At 68.6% G+C, this 21,117-nt stretch carries 14 protein-coding genes; 4 read left to right on the top strand and 10 right to left on the bottom strand.

The annotated features are described in order from the left end of the window. The first annotated feature begins 42 nt into the window (after positions 1–42). Together BO226_RS03055 and BO226_RS03060 are read left to right on the top strand one after the other, a co-directional pair. Positions 43–1,239 (top strand): NAD(P)-dependent malic enzyme, encoded by a 1,197-nt coding sequence (locus tag BO226_RS03055; RefSeq protein WP_071934579.1) that lies wholly within the window; start codon positions 43–45, stop codon positions 1,237–1,239. A gap of 132 nt (positions 1,240–1,371) precedes the next feature. Continuing rightward, on the top strand, positions 1,372–2,328 hold the full coding sequence (locus BO226_RS03060; RefSeq protein ID WP_071934580.1) for an ABC transporter substrate-binding protein: 957 nt from the start codon (positions 1,372–1,374) through the stop codon (positions 2,326–2,328). Between the two features lie 18 nt (positions 2,329–2,346). Here BO226_RS03060 and BO226_RS03065 read toward each other — a convergent pair whose 3' ends face one another. Genes BO226_RS03065 through BO226_RS03075 form a run of 3 tightly spaced genes read right to left on the bottom strand, consistent with a single transcriptional unit; the run spans position 2,347 to position 5,653 of the window. Next, entirely contained in the window at positions 2,347–3,258 is a 912-nt protein-coding gene (locus BO226_RS03065) for an alpha/beta hydrolase (RefSeq protein WP_052040056.1), read from the bottom strand. An 8-nt stretch (positions 3,259–3,266) separates the two neighbouring features. After that, positions 3,267–4,094: an SDR family NAD(P)-dependent oxidoreductase gene (locus tag BO226_RS03070; RefSeq protein ID WP_019288078.1), complete on the bottom strand. Its 828-nt coding sequence runs from the start codon at positions 4,092–4,094 to the stop codon at positions 3,267–3,269. After that, positions 4,091–5,653 carry a flavin-containing monooxygenase gene (locus BO226_RS03075; protein WP_033097303.1) on the bottom strand — a complete coding sequence of 521 codons (1,563 nt, stop codon included), beginning with the start codon at positions 5,651–5,653 and terminating at the stop codon, positions 4,091–4,093. Before BO226_RS03075 ends, BO226_RS03070 begins: the two co-directional genes overlap by 4 nt. 70 nt (positions 5,654–5,723) lie before the next feature. Between BO226_RS03075 and BO226_RS03080 the strand changes: the two genes are divergently transcribed. Together BO226_RS03080 and BO226_RS03085 are read left to right on the top strand one after the other, a co-directional pair. Next, positions 5,724–6,488 carry a TetR/AcrR family transcriptional regulator gene (locus tag BO226_RS03080; RefSeq protein WP_232238044.1) on the top strand — a complete coding sequence of 255 codons (765 nt, stop codon included), beginning with the start codon at positions 5,724–5,726 and terminating at the stop codon, positions 6,486–6,488. Further along, on the top strand, positions 6,448–6,927 hold the full coding sequence (locus tag BO226_RS03085; RefSeq protein WP_064257580.1) for a GNAT family N-acetyltransferase: 480 nt from the start codon (positions 6,448–6,450) through the stop codon (positions 6,925–6,927). The genes BO226_RS03080 and BO226_RS03085 overlap by 41 nt, the downstream gene beginning before the upstream one ends. A 32-nt stretch (positions 6,928–6,959) precedes the next feature. Here BO226_RS03085 and BO226_RS03090 read toward each other — a convergent pair whose 3' ends face one another. The 7 genes from BO226_RS03090 to BO226_RS03125 form a co-directional block, all read right to left on the bottom strand. Then, positions 6,960–8,153 carry an IS110 family transposase gene (locus tag BO226_RS03090; protein ID WP_064257581.1) on the bottom strand — a complete coding sequence of 398 codons (1,194 nt, stop codon included), beginning with the start codon at positions 8,151–8,153 and terminating at the stop codon, positions 6,960–6,962. Positions 8,154–8,393: 240 nt separating this feature from the next. Next, positions 8,394–10,187, bottom strand: coding sequence for a thiamine pyrophosphate-requiring protein (locus tag BO226_RS03095; protein ID WP_071934581.1), 1,794 nt, complete (start codon positions 10,185–10,187; stop codon positions 8,394–8,396). A gap of 170 nt (positions 10,188–10,357) precedes the next feature. Continuing rightward, on the bottom strand, positions 10,358–14,134 hold the full coding sequence (locus tag BO226_RS03100; RefSeq protein WP_071934582.1) for a multifunctional oxoglutarate decarboxylase/oxoglutarate dehydrogenase thiamine pyrophosphate-binding subunit/dihydrolipoyllysine-residue succinyltransferase subunit: 3,777 nt from the start codon (positions 14,132–14,134) through the stop codon (positions 10,358–10,360). 203 nt (positions 14,135–14,337) lie between these two features. Next, positions 14,338–18,180: an ABC transporter ATP-binding protein gene (locus BO226_RS03105; protein WP_071934583.1), complete on the bottom strand. Its 3,843-nt coding sequence runs from the start codon at positions 18,178–18,180 to the stop codon at positions 14,338–14,340. Positions 18,181–18,261: 81 nt separating this feature from the next. Next, the gene (locus tag BO226_RS03110; protein WP_024103462.1) at positions 18,262–19,041 is read right to left on the bottom strand and encodes an ABC transporter permease; all 780 of its coding nucleotides are present in this window, start codon (positions 19,039–19,041) and stop codon (positions 18,262–18,264) included. Continuing rightward, a complete protein-coding gene (locus BO226_RS03115; protein ID WP_373922194.1) occupies positions 19,038–20,096 on the bottom strand; it encodes an ATP-binding cassette domain-containing protein in 1,059 nt (352 codons plus the stop codon). The genes BO226_RS03110 and BO226_RS03115 overlap by 4 nt, the downstream gene beginning before the upstream one ends. Positions 20,097–20,322: 226 nt before the next feature. Beyond that, positions 20,323–21,117, bottom strand: coding sequence for an alpha/beta fold hydrolase (locus BO226_RS03125; protein WP_071934584.1), 795 nt, complete (start codon positions 21,115–21,117; stop codon positions 20,323–20,325).

The raw sequence follows: 21,117 nt of genomic DNA on the forward strand, positions 1-21,117 counted from the left end.
ACCGAGTCCAGAGGTCGACTCGGAACACGCAGGAGTGTCATCGTGTCAATTGTGTCTGATGCACCTACCCCTCAGAAGCTCGAGTTGACGGACGAGGAGATCTTCTCGAGTCACGTCGACGGCAAGCTGTCGGTCGAACTGACCGCGCCGCTCGAGAACCAGCGCGATCTGTCCATTGCATACACCCCCGGTGTCGCCCAGGTCTGCCGGGCCATCGCCGCCGACGAGACCCTCGTCGACCGTTACACCTGGACCAACCGCCTGGTCGTCGTCGTCTCCGACGGCACCGCGGTCCTCGGTCTCGGCAACATCGGCGCACGTGCCTCGCTGCCGGTGATGGAGGGCAAGTCCGCGCTGTTCAAGAAGTTCGCGGGCCTGAACTCCATCCCGCTGGTGCTCGACACCACCGATCCCGACGCGATCGTCGAGACCCTCATCCGGCTGCGTCCGTCCTTCGGCGCCGTCAACCTCGAGGACATCTCGGCTCCGCGCTGCTTCGAGATCGAGAAGCGCGTCATCGAGGCGCTCGACTGCCCGGTCATGCACGACGACCAGCACGGCACCGCCATCGTCGCCCTGGCCGCCCTCAAGGGTGCGGTGAAGGTGCAGGGCCGCGACATCGCCGACCTGCGCATCGTGATCTCCGGCGCCGGAGCTGCCGGCGTGGCGTGCACGAACATCCTGCTCGCCGCCGGTGCGCGCGATGTGGTGGTGCTCGATTCGAAGGGCATCATCTCCTCCTCCGACCGCACCGATCTCGGTGAGATCAAGGCCGATCTGGCCTCCCGCACCAACCCGGAGGGCCGCAAGGGCGGCATCGCCGAGGCGCTCGACGGCGCCGACGTCTACCTCGGCGTGTCGTCGGGCACCGTGCCCGAGGAGATCGTCGCGACGATGGCCGACGACGCCATCATCTTCGCGATGTCGAACCCGGATCCGGAGATCCACCCCGACATCGCCCACAAGCACGCCGCGATCGTGGCGACCGGTCGCAGCGACTTCCCGAACCAGATCAACAACGTGCTGGCTTTCCCCGGTGTGTTCAAGGGCGCTCTCGACGCAGGTGCCCGCCGCATCACCGAGGGCATGAAGCTCGCCGCCGCCGAGGCCATCCTCTCGGTCGTCGGTGACGAACTGGCTGCGGACAAGATCGTCCCGAGCCCGCTCGATCCGCGCGTGGCGCCCGCCGTCGCCGAGGCCGTCGCGGCCGCGGCGAAGGCCGAAGGCGTCACCGACTAGGGATTCGCTCCCGGCGAGATCGCACCGAACGCCCCGATCCGAACCGCACAAGGGTTCCGGACCGGGGCGTTCGGCGTCTCGGCGGGCCGGACGGTCGGGCACGTGCGGACCGTGGCGCACCGGTGGGCGACAATGACCGCCGTGGCGAACGAAGCGAGACGGATCCGGCCGGTCGCGGCGACGGTGCTCACCGCATGCGCGGCGGCGGCCGTGCTCCAGGGGTGTGCGTCGCCCGTTCTCGACGAGGCGGCACCGTCGACGACGGTGATCGTCGGGGCGGGGGAGCGGCCCGACGAGGAACTGCTCGCGCAGCTGTACGCGGGAGCGCTGCGCAGTAGCGGGATCGACGTGCAGGTCCGCTCCGGTGTCGCCGATCCGACCCCAGCGCTCGACGCCGCCGATCTCACGCTGATCCCCGGCTACACGGGACGGCTGCTCGCGTCCTACGATCCCGGTGCCGACGCGACCGACGCCGAGGACGTCTTCGAAGCGCTGGCGCGCGCACTGCCCGACGAACTGACCATCTCCGATTACGCCTCGGCGCAGGACCGCGCGGTGCTGCTCGCCGACCGCGAACGGCTCACGCAATGGTCGGTGAGCCGCGTGGCCGACCTCGCCGGCCGCTGCGCCGACCTGACCTTCGCGGTGACCGAGGACTTCGACACCGCCGGTGGACTCACCGCCCTCGAACGCACCGACTGCCGCCCGCGCGAGGTGCGACGGATCGAGGATGCACAGTCCGTCGCCGTCGCGTCGGAACCCGACACGGTCGTCGGAACCACCACGACGTCGTCCGCCCTCGCGGAGATCGACGCGGATTCGCCCGTGAGCACCGTGCCCGACGCACCCGACCGCAGCCCGCAGGACGACACGAACGCCGACGATGCGCCCGCCCCGGTCCTGCCGGCCCAGAACGTCGTCCCGGTCTTCCGCAAGGGCACCCTCGACGAGGCACAACTCGACGCGTTGCGGACCATCGCGGGTGAACTGACCACGAGCGATCTCACCGAACTGCGTGCGCGTGTCGAGGAGGGAGACGATCCCGAGACCGTGGCCCGCGAATGGATCGACGAACACGCCGGAGCGTGAACGGCACCCCGCGAGTACTCAGCCCGCGCGGGTGCCCATCCGGTCGCGGAGGAACACACCGAAGTCGGAGATCGCCGCGGCGGCCTCGGGAACGAGCGACGCCTGCAACGGCGCGACGTGCCACAACTCGGGTTGTTCGACGAGGGTGACCTCGACGCCCGCCGCCCGGAGCTTCTCGGCGTACTGCCGCACCTGTGGGTGGAACATCTCCGCGGTGCCCACCTGGATGAGCGTCGGCGGCAGACCCGTGGGATCGGCGTGGATGGGCGCGTAACCGGGATCGGTGGGATCGCCTCCGGCGAGATACGCCTCGGCCGAGGAATACACCCAGCCCTTGTTCAGAACGACGTCGTTCACGTCAGGCAGGTCGCGGGCGGCCGGATCGGTCCACGGCGACAACAATCCGAGCGCCGGCGGGGTGATCCCGTGACGGTCGACGAGCCGGTGTGTGGTGGCCGCGGCGAGGCCACCGCCGGCCGAGTCGCCGGCGATCGCGATGCTCGACACCTCGAAGCCGTGCTCGCTGACGAGTTCGAGATAGGCCGCCTCGGCGTCGTTCAACGCCGCCGGATAGGGATGCTCGGGCGCGAGCCGGTAGTCGAGGACGTACACGGCCGCTCCGGACGCGGCGGCGAGATGCGCCGCGAGCGAGCGGTGCGTGGCGAGCGACCCGCCGGTGTATGCCCCGCCGTGCAGGTACAGGATCGCCGTGGTCCGCTCGGTGGCGCCCACCGTGATCCGCTCGGCGGGGCGTCCTCCCAGACGGATCGGGCGCACCACGGTGTCCTTCGGGAGGAACTGCAACGGCGCCGCGAGGTCGAGCAACCGGCGCTGCGTGGCGAACGACCAGCGCGGCGACAGCAGGGCACGGAAGAGAGGACGCAGGGCGGTACGCGCCACCCGCGGTGACAACTGCGGTGTCGGAGGCATGCCGCAGCCTATCCCCTCGGCACGACCCGGGAGGTCACGGTGGCGACGACACGCTGATAGGCCGGTCCGGCAACGCGGACGAAGGCGTCGAGCAGCTTCGCATCGGCGCCGATCAGTACACGCGCCTTGTTCTTCCGCACACCGGTGAGGATGGTCTTCGCCGCGTCCTCGGGGGTCGTGCGTGCGAGCTTGCGGTCGAAGAACTCCGCGAAGGTCGCCTGGTCGTCGCCGTCGGGGACGGCGGCGTTGCGCGCGATCGCGGTCTTGATACCACCGGGATGCACGCACGTGACCTGCACGGGATGCCGCGCGACGAGCATCTCCTGCCGCACCGCCTCGGTGAAGCCGCGCACGGCGAACTTCGCCGAGTTGTACGCCGCCTGACCCGGGATGCTCAGCAGACCGAACAGGCTCGAGACATTGATCAGGTGGCCGTCGCCCGACGCGATGAGATACGGCAGGAAAGCCTTGGTGCCGTTGACGACTCCCCAGAAGTCGACGTCCATCACGCGCTCGATGTCCTTGAACTCGGTGCGCTCGAGGTCGCCGTGATAGGCGATGCCCGCGTTGTTGTACACCTGGTGGACCGCGCCGAAGTGGGCGGCGACCTGCTCGGCGTACTCGAGGACCTTCTCGCGCTGGGTGACGTCGAGATGGTCGGCCTTCACCTCGGCGCCGAGTTCCCGTGCGCGACGCGCGGTCTCCTCGAGCCCTGTGGTGTCGACATCCGAGATCGCCAGGCGGGCGCCTCGGGCCGCGAGGGCGAGGACGAGGGCCCGGCCGATCCCGGAACCCGCGCCCGTGACGACGACGACCCGGCCTGCGACATCACTCATCGAACTGCTGCCTCTCGGGACGTGCGCTCCTGCGCGGGACGGTCGGTGGCGACGGGGAGATCCGATTCGGCGACGCTACGGTACGCCTCGAGGTCGAATCTGCGGGTGATACGGCGGAATTCGAAGGTGAATCCCGGCCACAGCGTGGTGTTGTTGCCGTGCTTGTCGAGATACCAGCTCGCGCACCCGCCGTTGTTCCACACGCTCGACCGCATCGCGCGCTGCAGGTCGCGGTTGTACTCGTCCTGCACGTCCTCGCGGACCTCGACCGTGCCGATGCGGTTGCGATCGATCGTGCGAACGGCGTCGACGACGTATTCGAGCTGCGACTCGATCATGTACACCATCGAGGTGTGCCCGAGTCCGGTGTTCGGTCCGACGAGGAAGAACAGGTTCGGGAATCCGGCGACCGAGCTGCCCTTGTACCCCCGCATGCCGGTCTCGTCGAAGACCTCGGCGAGCGAACGGCCTTCCTTGCCGAAGATGCCGGCGAAGGTCGGCGAGTCGGTGACGTGGAAGCCCGTCGCGACGACGATCGCGTCGACCTCGCGTTCGGTGCCGTCCTTCGTGACGATGCCGCGCGGGGTGACGCGGGCGATGCCGTCGGTGACGAGGTCGACGTTCGGCCGGTCGAGTGCGGGGTAGTAGTTGTTCGAGATCAGCATGCGCTTGCAGCCGATACCGTAGTTCGGCGTGACCTTCCGGCGCAGTTCCTTGTCGCGGATCTGCCGCCGGACCTGGATGCGCGCGGCGAGCTCGAGCGGCTTCATGAAGGCCTGCGCCTTGGCCAGACCCACGACTTGCGTCTCGCGGGCGGTGTACTGCAGGGCGCGTGAAAGGCGCTGGAAGCCGGGGATGAACCGGAAGGCGAACCGCTCGGGAGCGGTGTACTCGCGATCGAAGCGGGGGAGGATCCACGGTGCCGTGCGCTGGTAGACGTCGAGATGGCCCACGGTGCCGGCGATGGCCGGCACGATCTGGATGGCGGAGGCGCCGGTGCCGATGACCGCGACGCGCTTGCCGGCGAGGTCGGCGTCGTGGTTCCACCGTGCCGAGTGGAAGATCTCGCCCTCGAAACCGGAGATGCCCTCGATGTCGGGGAGCGACGGCTCGCACAGGGCGCCCACCGCGGAGATCACGACCTTGGCGCTGTACTTCCCGCGCGTGGTGGCCACGTCCCAGCGGTGCGTCGCGGTGTTCCAGCGGGCCGTCTGCACGTCGCACCCGAAGACAGTGCGTCGCCGCACGTCGTATCGGTCGGCGACCGAGCGGATGTACTTCTGGATCTCCGGCTGCGGCGAGAACGAGCGCGTCCAGCCGGGGTTGAGGGCGAACGAGTAGGAGTACAGGTTCGACGGCACGTCGCACGCCGCGCCGGGGTAGGTGTTGTCGCGCCAGGTGCCGCCCACCTCGGAGGCGCGTTCGAGCACGAGGAAGTCCTTGCCCGCCTGCGACAGTCGGATGGCCGCACCGAGCCCGGCGAACCCGCTGCCGATGATCAGCGTGTCGACCTGACGGATCTCCGCGTCGGCGACGGTATCTGTAACCGGAAGACTCATGTACTTGAGGTTAGAGCGTTCCAGTGACCTGGTCAACACTTGTTGACCATAATTCAATAACGGTGTTTGCATGGTGGACGTGACAGACGACAGTCCCGGACCCCGCCGGACCCGCCTCGGTCCCGCCCAACGCCGGGCCCAGCTGATCGAACAGGGTCTCGAACTGCTCGCCGACCGGCCCCTCGAACAGATCTCCGTCGACGAGGTCGCCGACCGGGCCGGGGTCTCGAAGGGGCTGCTGTTCCACTACTTCGCCTCGAAGCACGACTACCACGTCGAACTCGTGCGATGCGTCGGCCAGGATCTCGTCGAGTACACCGCACCGGACGAAGGTCTCGAACCGATCGAGATGCTGCGCGGCACGCTCGTCGCGTACGTCGACTACGTCACCCGGCGCCGCGACATGTACGTCTCGATCCTGCGCGGCGCCACCAGCGGCGACCCCGACATGCGGGCGGCCTTCGAGGACACCCGCACAGCGCTCGTCGACCGGACTGTCGCGCACCTGCCCGCCATCGGGATCGAGCCGACGCCCGCCGTGCGGCTCGCCGTGCGCGGCTGGGTGGCCTTCGTCGAGGACACGACCATCGCGTGGCTACGCGATCCCGAACTCACCCGCGACGAGTTCGTCGAACTGGCCATCGCGGCGCTGTCCGGCGTTGCGCTGGCGGCACATTCGCTCCACTCATCGGCCGGTGACGCTGCTCCGGCCGGGGGGTGTCCCTATGTTGATGTCAACCGACCGGGGATGCCACTGAAGTGCGGTCCGGTAGGGGCTGGAATAATCGACATGCATGGAATCCGTTGTGACACTGTCAGGTGGGGACGCGGGTGAGCTGCTGACGTTGCAGCGTGCTGCATATGTGACTGAGGCGCAGGCCCACGACGACGTGAACCTTCCCCCGTTGATGCAATCCCTCGACGAGTTGGTGAGTGAGCTGACGCAGCCCGACGTGCTCGCGTTCGGGTTGCGCGATGACTCCCAACGTCTCGTCGCCGCCGTGCGCGTGTATCTCTCTCCGACGGAGCCTCATACCGCCGAGTTGGGAAGGCTGGTCGTGGCCCCGGACATGCAAGGCCAGGGCCGGGGCAGTCGACTGCTCGAACTGGTGGAAGAGCGACTACCTGAGCAGATCACTGATCTGCAGTTGTTCACAGGTGAGCGCAGCCTCGGCAACCTGCGGCTCTACTCCCGATTCGGGTATCAGGAAACGCACCGCACTCCGACTCCGGGCGGCTATGCGCTGATCCATCTGGCGAAGCAAGTGCGCTAACAACGGGTCAAGCCCCAACTCGTGGTCTGTGCTCATGCTGCTTCTGCGATTGGGGACCGGTAGAAGGTCTTGTTCTTGAGCATGGCGTAGAGGACGTCGCAGCGCCGCCGCGCAAGGCAGATCAGGGCGGCGTTGTGCTTCTTGCCCTCGGCGCGTTTGCGGTCGTAGTAGGCGCGGCTGGTCGGATCGTGTAACGCGGCGAATGCGGACAGGAACAACGCCCGTTTGAGCTTGCGGTTGCCCGATCGGGCGGGGTGCTCCCCACGGATCGACGACCCGGAACGATGAGTCACCGGGGCGATACCGGCATAGGCCGCCAGGTGTGCCGCAGACGCGAACGCGGAACCGTCACCGACCTCGAGGAGGACGCGGGCTGCAGTCCTGATGCCGACGCCGGGCATCGACATCAGGACCTGGGAAAGAGGGTGGTCGTCGAGCATCCTCTCGACATCCTCGGCAATGCTCTTGCGCTGCTGCAGAACTTCTTTCAGAGAATCTGCAAGTTTCGGCAGAACGATCTCGGCGGCGGCACTGCCCGGCACCGTCACAGATTGCGCATCCAGGGCGGCGAGGATCTCCTCGGCGAGACGGGTGCCCATTCGCGGAGCGTGCTTGGTTGCGAGTGTGGTGAGCCGGCGCTTGCCGGCCTTGCGGATACCGACCGGTCCACCGCAGCGCGACAGGATTTCGAGCACGGCCGGATGCGCGATCCTGGGGCCCAGGACGCGTTCGAGAGCGGGGTGGATTCCGGTGAGCAATCCGCGGATGCGGTTGCTGATGCGGGTGGCCTCACCGGCGAGATCGTCGTCGAATCCGACGAGTACCCCGAGTTCGGCCAGGGCCTCGTCACCGACATCGACCCGGCGCAGCGTGTGCGGCATCGTGCGGGCGGTGTCGGCGATGATGAACGCATCTCGGGCGTCGGTTTTGGCCTGACCCGGGTAGAGGTCGGCGACGCGGCGCATCGTCAATCCCGGCAGGTACGCCACGGCGTGGCCGCAGGCTCGGGCCACGGTGACCGGCAGAGCGCCGATCGTGTTCGGTTGGTCGACGATCACCAGTACCGGGCCGTGTTCGGCGAGACGGTCGAACACAGTCCGCAGTTTGGTTTCGTCGTTGGGCAGGGCTTTGTCGAACAGTCGAGTGCCCGAAGGGTCGAGTCCGACGGCGTGGTGTTCGCCTTTGCCCACGTCGATGCCGCAGAACACGGCGTAGGTCGGGTCCATGAAGCGTGCCTTTCGTTCCGCTCCGGACGGTCACCGATCCGACGTCGATACCCGGCACCCACGTTACGAAGAGACCTACCGCAAATCCGGTGGCCGTGTCCCTATCAGCGGTCCATCGACGTCACCAGGTTCGGCGACACCACCCCCCGGATCATTCGAGAGACAGGGGCAAGAAGTCATACCGAACTTGGCGACCGTGGTCCCGCGGTGCGGGACTACGAAGAAGGTAACGGGGGTTTCTCAGCGATCGTTTCCGGGAAGGTACTCCTGCAGCTTCGTCTTGACGCCCTGTTTCACGAAGCCCCAACGGTTCTCGTCACCGGCGAGCACGGCCTTGGCGACATCGGTGAACTGCTCCCACGTCGCGTGCGGCGGGATCGGCGGCATGTCCGGATCGGTGTACACGTCGAGCACCGTCGGACGGTCCGCGGCCAGCGCGCGATCCCAGGCCGAGCCCATCTCGTCCGAGGACTTCACGGTTTCGCCGCCCAGCCCGAGACTGCGCGCGAAGGCAGCGTAGTCGACGTCCGGAAGCGACTGGGACTCCGCAAATTTCGGTGCCCCACCCATCGCACGCATCTCCCAGGTGACCTGGTTGAGATCGTTGTTGTGGATGATCGCGACGACGAGCCGCGGATCGGTCCACTGCTGCCAGTACCGCTGGATGGTGATCAGCTCGGCCATGCCGTTCATCTGCATCGCCCCGTCGCCGGCGAACGCGACCACCGGACGACCCGGATGCGCGAACTTCGCGCCGATCCCGTACGGCACCGCCGGACCCATCGTCGCGAGGGTGCCCGACAGCGAACCGCGCATGTCACCGCGGAACTGCAATTGGCGCGCATACCAATTGGCGGCCGAACCCGAGTCGGCGGTGACGATCGCATCGTCCGGCAGTCGCGGTGAGGCCTCGGCGAACATCCGCAGCGGATTGACGAACTCCGTCTCGACCTCCGCCTGCTGTCCCATGGTCTGCCACCAGCGCTGCACGTTCTGCTCGATGCCCTCACGCCACGACCGGTCCTCCTTGCGCTGCAGCAGCGGGACGAGCGCGTCGAGCGCGGCGGCGGCATCCGCGACGAGGTTGACCTCGTTCGGATAGCGCATCCCGATCATGTTCGGGTCGACGTCGATCTGCACGCAGCGGGCCTGGCCGTATTCGGGCAGGAACTGGCTGTAGGGGAGGGACGAACCGACGATGAGCAGCGTGTCGCAGCCGGTCATCATCTCGTGGGTGGGCCGCGTGCCCAGCAACCCGATCGATCCGGTGACCCATGGCAACTCGTCCGACAGCACGTCCTTGCCCAGCAGGGCTTTCGCCACCCCGGCGCCGAGCAGATCCGCGACCTGCTCGAGTTGCGCCCGCGCACCGCGGGCGCCGCTGCCGACGAGCATCGCCACCTTGTCCCCGTCGTTGAGGATCTCCGCGGCCCGCCGGATCGCGTCGTCGTCCGGTGTGATCCGGGGACGGTCGAAGCCGACGCTCGACGGCACCATCTTGAACTCGTGGCCGGGCGGGGAGTACTCGAGTTCCTGCACGTCGCCGTGGATGATGACTGCCGTGGGAGTGCGGTACGCGATGGCGGTGCGCATCGCCCGGTCGAGGACGTTCGGCAACTGCTCGGGCACCGTCACCGTTTCCACGAACGCCGACGCCACATCCTTGTACAGCGTGTGCAGGTCCACTTCCTGCTGGTACGACCCGCCCATCGCTGAACGGTCGGTCTGGCCCACGATCGCCACCACCGGAACGTGGTCGAGTTTCGCGTCGTACAGGCCGTTGAGCAGATGGATCGCGCCCGGGCCGGAGGTCGCCATGCACACCCCGGGCCGGCCCGTGAACTTCGCATAGCCCACGGCTTCGAAGGCGCTCATCTCCTCGTGCCGGGACTGCACGAAGACCGGATCGTTGCCGGTGCGCGTCCAGGCGGCGAGGATCCCGTTGATGCCGTCGCCGGGATATCCGAAGACGTGGTCCACCCCCCACGCGCGCAGGCGGTGCAACAGGTAGTCGGCCACGGTCGGATTTGCCATCGGTAGCTCCTCGCAGGACACGATCGGGGGTCCTCCGGAGGGTGCCCGTCGTGCCCGGTCCGAAACACACCGGAAAAAGGCGTGAGCCGGGTCGATCGCCCCTCGCGGGGACGAACCGACCCGGCTCACATGAGAACCGTCAAGGACCCGAAGGATCCGAAACGGAGCTTCTAGCGACCGAAGGCCTTCTCGATGATCTCCTGCTGCTCGACAGCGTGGACCTTGCTCGAGCCGGACGACGGTGCCGACATCGCGCGACGCGACACGCGCTTGATACCGCTGAGCTTGTCGGGCAGCAGTTCCGGCAGCGCGAGGCCGAGGAACGGCCAGGCACCCTGGTTCGCCGGCTCCTCCTGGACCCAGAAGAACTCGGTGGCGTTCGGGTACTGCTCGAGCGTCTCGGCGATGCGGCGACGCGGCACCGGGTACAGCTGCTCGATGCGCACGATCGCGACGTCGTCACGACCTTCCTTCTGCTTCTTCGCCAGCAGTTCCCAGTAGATCTTGCCGGAGGTGAGCAGCACACGAGTGGCCTTCGACCGGTCGGCCGTGCCCTCCTCGTAAGGAACCTCTTCGAGCAGCGAGCGGAACTTGCCCTGCGTGAAGTCCTCGATGTTGCTGACCGCGGCCTTGTTGCGCAGCATCGACTTGGGCGTGAACACCACCAGCGGGCGGCGGATGCCGTCGAGGTGATGGCGGCGCAGCAGGTGGAAGTAGCTCGCCGGGGTCGACGGAACCGCGACCGTCATCGAACCCTCGGCGCACAGCTGCAGCCAGCGCTCGATGCGGCCCGAGGTGTGGTCGGGACCCTGGCCCTCGTGGCCGTGCGGCAGCAGCAGCACGACGTCGGAGAGCTGACCCCACTTGGCCTCACCGGACGAGATGAACTCGTCGATGATGGGCTGCGCGCCGTTGACGAAGTCGCCGAACTGCGCCTCCCACAGCACGAGCGCGTCGGGGTTGCCCACCGAGTAGCCGTACTCGAAGCCCAGACCCGCGAACTCGGTCAGCGCCGAGTCGTAGACCATGAAGCGGCCGCCGTTGCCGGCCTGGTTGGCCAGCGAGGCGAGCGGGTTGTACTCGTCGCCCGTCTTGCGGTCGATGATGACCGAGTGGCGCTGCGTGAACGTGCCGCGACGCGAGTCCTGACCGGCCAGGCGCACCAGGGCACCTTCCTCGGCCAGCGAACCGAACGCGAGCAGCTCGGCGAACGCCCAGTCGATCTTGCCGTTGCGTGACATCTCACGACGCTTCTCGAGCACCGGCTTGACGCGCGGGTGGACGGTGAAGCCCTCGGGCGCCTCGGCGAAGGCGTCGCCGATCCGCTCGAGCACCGGCCGGTCGACGGAGGTGTCGAGACGCTTCGGCGGGGTCTGGTCGAGCTCGACCGACTCCGACGGCTCCGGCGGGTACTTCTCGAGTTCGCGGACCTCGTTGAAGACCCGTTCGAGCTGTCCCTGGTAGTCGCGCAGGGCGTCTTCCGCTTCCTTGAGCGAGATGTCGCCGCGGCCGATCAGGGCCTCGGTGTAGCTCTTGCGGACGCTGCGCTTGGTATCGATCACGTCGTACATCGCCGGCTGGGTCATCGACGGGTCGTCGCCCTCGTTGTGACCGCGGCGGCGGTAGCAGATCATGTCGATGACGACGTCCTTGTGGAACTTCTCGCGGAAGTCCACGGCGAGCTTCGCGACCCACACGCAGGCCTCGGGGTCGTCGCCGTTGACGTGGAAGATCGGCGCGCCGATCATCTTCGCCACGTCGGTGCAGTACTCGGACGAACGCGAGTGCTCCGGCGCGGTGGTGAAGCCGACCTGGTTGTTGACGACGATGTGCACGGTGCCGCCGGTGCGGTAGCCGCGCAGCAGCGCGAGGTTGAGGGTCTCCGCGACGACGCCCTGACCGGCGAACGCAGCGTCGCCGTGCAGGAGCAAGGGCAGGACGGTGAAGCCGTCCTCGCCCTTGTCGAGGATGTCCTGCTTGGCGCGGACGAGGCCCTCGAGCACCGGGTTGACCGCCTCGAGGTGCGAGGGGTTCGCGGTGAGCGAGACCTTGATGTCGTTGTCGCCGAACATCTGGATGTAGGTGCCCTCGGCGCCGAGGTGGTACTTCACGTCGCCGGAACCGTGCGCGGCGGCCGGGTTCAGGTTGCCCTCGAACTCCGAGAAGATCTGCGAGTACGGCTTGCCGACGATGTTCGCGAGCACGTTCAGGCGACCGCGGTGCGGCATCGCGATGGCGACCTCGTCGAGCGTGTGCTCGGCGGCCTGGTCGATGATCGCGTCCATCATCGGGATGACGGACTCGGCGCCCTCGAGCGAGAAGCGCTTCTGACCGACGTACTTGGTCTGCAGGAACGTCTCGAACGCCTCGGCGGCGTTGAGGCGGCTCAGGATGTACTTCTGCTGGGCGACCGTCGGCTTGACGTGGTGCGCCTCGACCCGCTCCTGCAGCCACTGCTGCTGCTCGGGCTCGAGGATGTGGGTGTACTCGACACCGACGTGGCGGCAGTACGCGTCGCGCAGCACCGACAGCACGTCGCGCAGCTTCATCTTCGGGCGGCCGTGGAAGCCACCGACATTGAACTCGCGATCGAGATCCCACAGCGTCAGGTCGTGGGTCGTGACGTCGAGATCGGGATGCGACCGGAACTTGTCGCGCACGAACTGCAGCGGATCGGTGTCGGCCATGAGGTGGCCGCGGCTGCGGTAGGCGGCGATGAGCTCGAGCACACGGGTGTGCTTGTCGACGAGACCTTCCGGCACGTCCTTGCGCCAGCGGACCGGCTCGTAGGGGATGTGCAGGGTGTGGAAGATGCCGTCGTAGAAGTCGTCGCTGATGAGCAGCTCGTGGATCTTCTTCAGGAACTCACCCGACTCCGCGCCCTGGATCACGCGGTGGTCGTAGGTGGAGGTGAGCGTCAGCAGCTTGCCGATGCCGATCTCGGCGAGCCGCGCGTCGGACGCACCCTGGAACTCGGCCGGGTACTCCATGGCGCCGGCGCCGATGATCGCGCCCTGGCCCTGCATCAGACGCGGGACCGAGTGCACGGTGCCGATACCGCCCGGGTTGGTCAGCGAGATCGTGACGCCGGAGAAGTCGTCGCCGGTGAGCTTGCCGTCGCGGGCGCGGCGCACGATGTCCTCGTAGGCCGAGTAGAACTGCGCGAAGTTCATCGTCTCGCAGTTCTTGATGGCCGCCACGACCAGCGAACGCTGGCCGTTCTTGCCGGGCAGGTCGATCGCGAGACCGAGGTTCGTGTGCGCGGGCACGACGAGGTTCGGCTTGCCGTCGACCTCGGCGAAGTGGTTGTTCATGTTCGGGAACGCCTTGACCGCCTGGACGATCGCGTAACCGAGGATGTGGGTGAACGAGACCTTGCCGCCCCGGGTGCGGGCGAGGTGGTTGTTGATGACGATGCGGTTGTCGAACATCAACTTCGCGGGCACCGCGCGAACACTGGTGGCCGTCGGGATCGACAGCGAGGAGTTCATGTTCTTCGCAACGGCAGCAGCGGCGCCGCGCAGAACCTTCTTCTCCTCGGTGGCCTGGCCCGACGGGGCCGCGGCGGGCTTGGGAGCCGGCTTCGCGGGCGCGGCCTGGGCCTTCGGCTGCGTCGCAGGCTTGGTCTCCGCCTTCGGTGCAGGCTTGGCCGGCGCGGCCTCGGCCTGCGGTGCGGGCTTCGCCGACGCGGTCTCGGTTTTCGGTGCAGGCTTGGTGGGGGCCGAAGCGGAGGAACTCGGCGCAGATGCTGTGCTCGGCGCGGGCTTCTCGGTCGTGGCGGTGTCGGAGCCGTTGGTGCCTCCGGCCACCGCGGCTTCCGGCGAATAGTCGGTGAGGAATTCGTGCCAACTCGCGTCCACGGACGAAGGGTCGTCCTGGAAGCGCTGGTACATCTCGTCAACCAACCACTGGTTCTGTCCGAACTGTGATGTAGAGCTGCTGCTCACGGCAGTTGTTCGCCTCGTTTCTTTCTTCGGTACCCGATCGGAGCGCCTGTGAATATGAGGCTAGCCCGTGGCATGTGACGATCCGAACTGACCGCGCATGTCGGTGGGCTACCTCACAATCTGGTGCGATGGGGTCTCCATCGATGACGGTTCTCGAGAGCCGATTATTCCCTCTAAGGTGCATCGGCGCAGCGCGCACCCCGTTACAAACGTGAGGACGATCTCATGTTCGATCCTTCCGTCGTCGAAGTGAGCAGGACCTCGGGCTCCTCCGGAACGAGACCACCGGTAGCGAGTTGCCACAAAGTGGTGTACAGACCTCCCGCTCGGCGGAGCTCGTCGTGGGGCCCGCACTCGACGATACGGCCGTCGTCGACGACCACCACGAGATCGGCGCGTGCGGCGGTCGCGAGACGGTGCGCCACCACCACGGCCGTCCGCGAGCGGGCCACCCGCGCACCCGCCTCGAGCACCGCCTTCTCGGTGGCGGGATCGAGGGTCGCGGTGGCCTCGTCGAGCAACAGAAGATCGGGGTCCACCAGTTCGGCGCGCGCGAGTGCGATGAGCTGACGCTGCCCTGCCGACAGACCCTGACCGCGCTCACCCACCGGATGGTTCATGCCGCCGGCGAGTCCCGCGATCATGTCCAGCGCCCCCACGGCGCGCGCGGACGATTCGATCTCCTCGCGCGTCGCCTCGGGCCGGCCGTAGGCGATGTTGGTCGCCACCGTGCCCGTGAACAGGTGCGCCTCCTGCGGCACCACCCCGAGCCGGCCCCGATAGTCGCGCAGACGGTAACTGCGCAGATCGGTGTCGTCCACCCGCACCGAACCGGAGGTCGGGTCGTAGAACCGGGCGAGCAGTTTGACGACCGTCGACTTCCCGGCACCGGTGCGGCCCACCAGGGCGACCGTCGAACCGGCCGGGATCGACAGGTCCACATCGCTCAACGCGTCACGGTCGGCCTCGCTGTACCGGAAGCCCACCTGCCGCAGGTCGACGTCGCCGCGGAGGTGCCCGGTGATGGCGACCGTGCCCTCCTCGGCAGACTCGAGCGAGCTCTCGGTCCGCAGCAGGTCGCCGATCCGGCGCAGACCGACCCGCGCCTGCTGGTAACCGTCGAAGACCTGCGACAACTGCTGGATGGGTGCGAACAACAGGTTCAGATACAGCACGAACGCGATCAGCACACCGGGGCCGACCGCGCCCGACGCCACCTCGCGGGCGCCGACGAAGACGACCGCCGCGAGCGCCAGATCGGACAGGAAAGTGATGAACGGGAAGTACAGCGAGATGGCCCGCTGCGACCGCAGGCGACTGCGCCGATAGGCCTCCGCGCGCTCGGCGAACCGCCGCGCCGCGGTCTCCTCCCTGCGGTAGGCCTGGGCGGCGCGCAGACCCGTGACGTTCTCCTGGAAATCCGCGTTCACCAGGGAGATGCGTTCGCGGGACTGCGCGTACGCCGTCCCGGAGACCTTCCGGAACCACAGGGTCGCGCCGACCAGCACGGGCAGCACCGCCAGCACTACCAGGGCCAGCGACAGATCGGTGGCGATCAGCGCGATCGAGATACCGGTGAGCGTCAGCACCGCCACGACCGCGGTGGACAGGCCGGTCTGGATGAACTGCGACAGCGCGTCCACATCGGTCGTCATCCGCGTCATGATCCGGCCCGACAGTTCGCGTTCGTAGTAGTCGAGCCCGAGCCGTTGCAGGTGCGCGTACGAGCGCACGCGCAGCCCGAACAACACCCGTTCGCCCGCCCGCGCGGTGAGCACCGTGAGGATCGCGACCACGAACCAGCCGAGCAGCGCGAGCACCACACCCGCGGCGGTCGCCTGCCACAGCCGGGACGGATCGCCCGGGGTCACCCCGCGGTCGACGGCGTACCGCACCAGCGACGGGAACGCGATGCTCGTCAGCGACTCCACCGCCAGGCACAGCACGACGATCGCCAGCAGTGCGCGCACCGGGCGCAGCGTCGTCCACAATCGGAACTGCGGGTCGGGCAGGCGCAGGGCCTCGGACCGCAGGGCCGGATCGCGTCCGGGGGTCTCGGTGGCCGGGGGAAGCGCGTCGACGGCCGCGCGCAGTTCCGGGGTCGGGGCCACCGCGCCGAGCGCCCCGGACACCGGCCCGCCGCGGCCACCACTGCCCGCCGGTCCGCCGCGACCTCCACCGACCGCCGGAGGATTCCGGACGGTACCGGACGGCTCATCGTCGTCCGGTTCCTCGGGCCACAACTCACCGGCGGGAACCGGGCGTTCCGGTGCCGGTGCGGCGTCGTCGTCGGTCGAGAGCAGACGCCGGAAGATGGGACTGCGCTCCTCGAGTTCGTCGACCGTCCCGATGTCGACGATGCGTCCCTCGTCGAGCACGGCGACCCGGTCGGCGAGTGCGAGCGTCGACCGCCGATGGGCGAGCACGAGGGTCGTGCGGCGCCGACCCGCCCGCAACGCGCCGTAGATCGCAGCCTCGGTCTCGGCGTCGACCGCAGAGGTCGCGTCGTCGAGGATCAGCACCCGCGGATCGACGAGCAGTGCCCGCGCCAGCGCGACCCGCTGCCGCTGCCCACCGGACAGTGTCAGGCCGCGTTCACCGACGACCGTGTCGTAACCCTCGGGGAGGGCCTCGACGAAGTCGTCGGCGCGTGCCGCCGCGGCCGCGGTGCGGATCTCGTCGTCCGACGCGTCGGGCCGGCCGAGCGCGATGTTGGACGCGACCGTGTCGGAGAACAGGAACGGCTCGTCGAAGACGAGGCCGACCGCCCCGCGCAGATCGTCGGCGCGGAGCGTGGCGACGTCGATGTCGCGGCCGTCCGCGGTCAGGCACACCGACCCGCGGTGTGGCGCGTAGAAGCGGGGGAGCAGCAGCGACAGCACGGTCTTGCCCGACCCGGCCGGGCCGACGATCGCGACGGTCTCGCCGGGCGCGATCTCCAGGTCGAGGCCGCGCAGTACGTCCCGGTCGTCGTCGAAGCCGAACGTCACGTCCTCCAGGTGCACCCCGAGCGGACCGTCGGGCAGTTCGACGGGATGCGGGGGATCGGCGACGTCGGGTTCGGTGTCGATCACCTCGTACACCCGCTCGACGGCGGCGCGGGACAGCTGCGCCATGATCACGACCTGCGAGAGGGTGCGGGTCGTCCCCGTCATCGTCGCCACATAGGCGGTGAACGCCACGAAGGTGCCCACGGTGATTCCGCCCTCGAGGGCGAGCCAGCCGCCGAGAGCGATGGTGGCGACGAGCCCGAACTGCGGGATCGCACCCATCGGCGCCGAGAACCACGCGTTGATCCGGGCGGCACGCAGACGCTCCGCGTACAGCCTGCGACCGTGCTCCTCGAGTTGGTCGACCGCGTGCGATTCCTGCCCGAATCCCTTCACGACCCGCACGCCCGTGACCGTCTCCTCGACGTGCTGGGCGAGATCGGCCGCGCGCTGCTGCGCCGACCAGGTCGCGGCGAACAGCCTCGGGCGCACGACCCGCACGAGACCCGCGATGATCGGGACGATGACCACCGCGACCAGCGTGAGCAGCGGCGAGAGGGTCGTCATGATCACCAGCGCGAGCACGAATTGCAGCAGCGCACCCGCCGACATCGGCACCATCGCGAGCAGCCCTTGCACGAGCTGCAGGTCGGTGATGGACCGCGAGACCACCTGACCCGTGCGGATGCGGTCCTGACCGTGGCCGTCGAGACGTTGGAGTGAGCCGAGCAGGCGCAACCGCAGGTCGTGCTGCACGTCGAGCGACAGGCGTCCGGCGAGCATGCGGCGCCCGTACTGGCAGCCGAACCGGATCACCGCACCTGCCGCGATCGCAGCCGCGGCCAGCCCGATCAGGCGCAGGTCGTCGGCGGGCACGTCGCCCTGCCCGGTCGCGCTGTCGACCGCGACCTTCGTCAGCAGTGGGAAGGTGATGTCGATCAGGGCGGCGACGACGGTGACGGCCAGCGCCCCGACGGCTGTTCTGCGGTGTTTCAGGCATTCGGCGACGAGCCGGGAAATCCATCCCGGCGAGCGCGGAATCGGGTCGTGTGCCATCGAACCGACATTAGCGCCGAGCGCCGACAGGGCACGTCGAAGCCGCTCGGGGAGGGCCGGTGACGCAGGTGATCGAACGTGTCAGACGACGTCGGCGGTGCGGGCGCGCCACCAGCCGAGGCCGCCCAGCACCACGGTCCAGAGGAGCAGGAGCAGCGGGGCCGCCGGCCACGTCATCTCGAGTGTCACGTCCTCGGGCATCGACACCGCGGAGAACAGCACGTACCAGGTCACCTGCGCCGGCAGGTACGACGCGATCGCGCCGAGACCGAGACCGTGCAGGACGACCGAGACCATCAGCTCCCCGAACGGCACCCACGCGCAGATCGCGAGCACACTGCCCGTCGTCGACCGTGTGAGCAGACCCAGCCCCGCTCCGATGAGCGACCACATCAGCGCGCAGAACAGACCGATGCCCATCACCTTGGCGACCGATCCGAGGTCGGCACCGTCGAAGCCCCCACCGAACAACACGAGCGTCGCGGCCGCCGCGACTTCCGTGACGATGCAGTACAGCAGCCCGATCACGGCGACGGTCGCGAACTTCACGCCGACGACCCGGTCGCGTCCCCGCGCGGTGAGGAAGGTCGTCACGATCGTTCGGTGCGCGAACTCGCTGCCCGTCGCCACCGCGCCGAAGATCGCGGCGAACAGGAACACCAGCGACAACGAGAGGGAGATGCCGACCGCGGCGGCGACGGCCTCGGCGAAACCGTCACCGAAGCCGAGTTCGAGTTGCCGCGCGACCGGCAGCGTCAGCGCCCCGCAGAACAGTCCCACCAGCAGCGGTGCGATGCCGAGGATCCACCAGTAGCGCAGGCTCAGGACCTTGCGGAACTCGGCGGTGAGAAGCGCGGTCATGCGGTGGGACCTCCTTGCCCGGTCGGCGGTCGGTTCGGCTGTCCCCACTGCGACTGCGGGTACTGCTGTGAGTTCGGGTACTGCTGTGCGGTCGGGTACTGCTGATACTGCTGGCCGTTCGGATACGGCTGGGCCTGCGGGTGCTGCTGGGCACTCGGGTACTGCGGGCCCTGCGGATACCGCCCGCCCGGCGGATGGTGGGCTCCGTGCCCCGGATACTGCACGACCGGCGCGGCCGCGTAGCGACCGGCCGTCATCGCCAGGTAGACCTGCTCGAGATCGACGTGCTCGACACTCGTCCCGAACAGCGTCACCTCCGCGGTCGCGGCGATCTCGGCGATGCGGTCGGAAGTCACGCCGACGACCGCGAGCCGTCCGTCCTGCTGCACCTGCGCGTCGGTGTGCCCGGCCGCGGCGAGTGCGGTCGCGAGGCGGGCCGGGTCGGAGGCCGCGGCGAACACCCGCGAGCGGTAGGCGTCGCGCAGATCGGTCATCGAGGTCTCCGCGACCAGGTGACCGTTCGCGATGATCACGAGGCGGTCGGCGATCTGCTCGATCTCCCGCAGGATGTGGCTCGAGATCAGCACGGTCCCGCCGTTGGCGGCGAATGCGCGGAGGAAGTCGCGCAGCCAGGCCATGCCCTCGGGGTCGAGTCCGTTCGCCGGTTCGTCGAGCACGAGATAACGCGGTTGTCCGAGCAGGGCCGTCGCCAGGGCGAGTCGCTGCCGCATGCCGAGGGAGAACTCCCCGATGCGACGCCGCGCGACCGACCCCAGGCCGACGAGGTCGAGCATCTGCCTCGCCCGTTCGTCGGGCACGCCGATCGCGGCACAGTAGATCTGCAGGTGTGTCAGCGCCCGGTGTTTGGGGTGGGCGCTGCGCGCGTCGAGCACCGCTCCGACGACCTGTGCAGGCTGCTGCAGGGAGGTGAACGGCACGCCGTCGACGAAGGCGTTCCCGGCGCTCGGCCGGACGAGGCCGAGCATCATGCCGAGGGTGGTGGTCTTGCCCGATCCGTTGGGTCCGAGGAAGCCGGTGATCGAGCCCGGCGGCACCGTGAACCACAGATTCGATACGGCCGTGTGGTCACCGAACGTCCTGTTCAGGCCGTGGACGGCGATCCCCGCGCCCGGTGCCCCCGGTGCCCCCGGTGCCCCCGAGGGCACCCGGGGATCGGGTGTGCCGTACGGCGGTTGCGTTGACGGTGCTGTCACGGATTCGGACCCCCGCGTCGTCGAGATATGGGTGCGGCTGGTGCCGCGGTCGCCGTGAGCTTACGGGTCAGTCGAGGAAGGGCAGGACGGCGTCGAGGAACTCGCGGGGCGCGTCGAGCTGAGGACAGTGCCCGGCATCGGGGATGATCACCACCCGTCTCCGGCCGCCGGCCTGCACCCGTCGTGCGGCGTGAGCGGGCGTCAACCGGTCTTGTGCACCCCACACCAGCAGGGCCGGCATGTCGAGGGCGTGCACCATCTCCGGGATCGGCAGTCGGCCGAGCTCACCGATCGCGTGCCGGCCCACGGTCAGCAGCGTGTCGACCTGCTCGCGGGTCGCGTAGTTCGCCGCGAACGCCGTGCGCGCCGCCCGGTCGAAGGTGCCGCGCCGGTGCACGGCGGCCCGCGCGTACAGGGCACCCATGGCCTGCTGTATCACCGGAGCGGGCAGCAGGCGCGACAGTTCGACCGGCATGCGTGCACCCTGCGTCCACCACCGGGGGATCCCGGCGAGACCCGGCATGTCGGCGAGCACCACGCGGTCGACCCGGGACGGGTGGACCGACGCGAACACCAGTGCGGTGACCGCACCGAGCGAGTTCCCGACCAGCGACACCGGTTCGGGAACGTCGTCGACGAGGTCGGCCAGGACGTCGACATAGTGGTCGAGCACGGGGGTCTCCCAGTGCTGCGCGCTACGTCCGAAACCGGGCAGGTCGACCGCGAGCACCCGGTGCCGTTCGGCGATCGCCGGCGCGACCTTGCACCACGTACCGCCGTGATCGGAGAAGCCGTGCAGCAGAACGACGGTGCGTGGTCCCGCACCGGACTCCCGTACGAACACCTTCCCGTCGGCCGTCAC

Source organism: Rhodococcus sp. 2G (genome assembly GCF_001886355.1).
Classification (GTDB): Bacteria; Actinomycetota; Actinomycetes; order Mycobacteriales; family Mycobacteriaceae; genus Rhodococcus; species Rhodococcus pyridinivorans.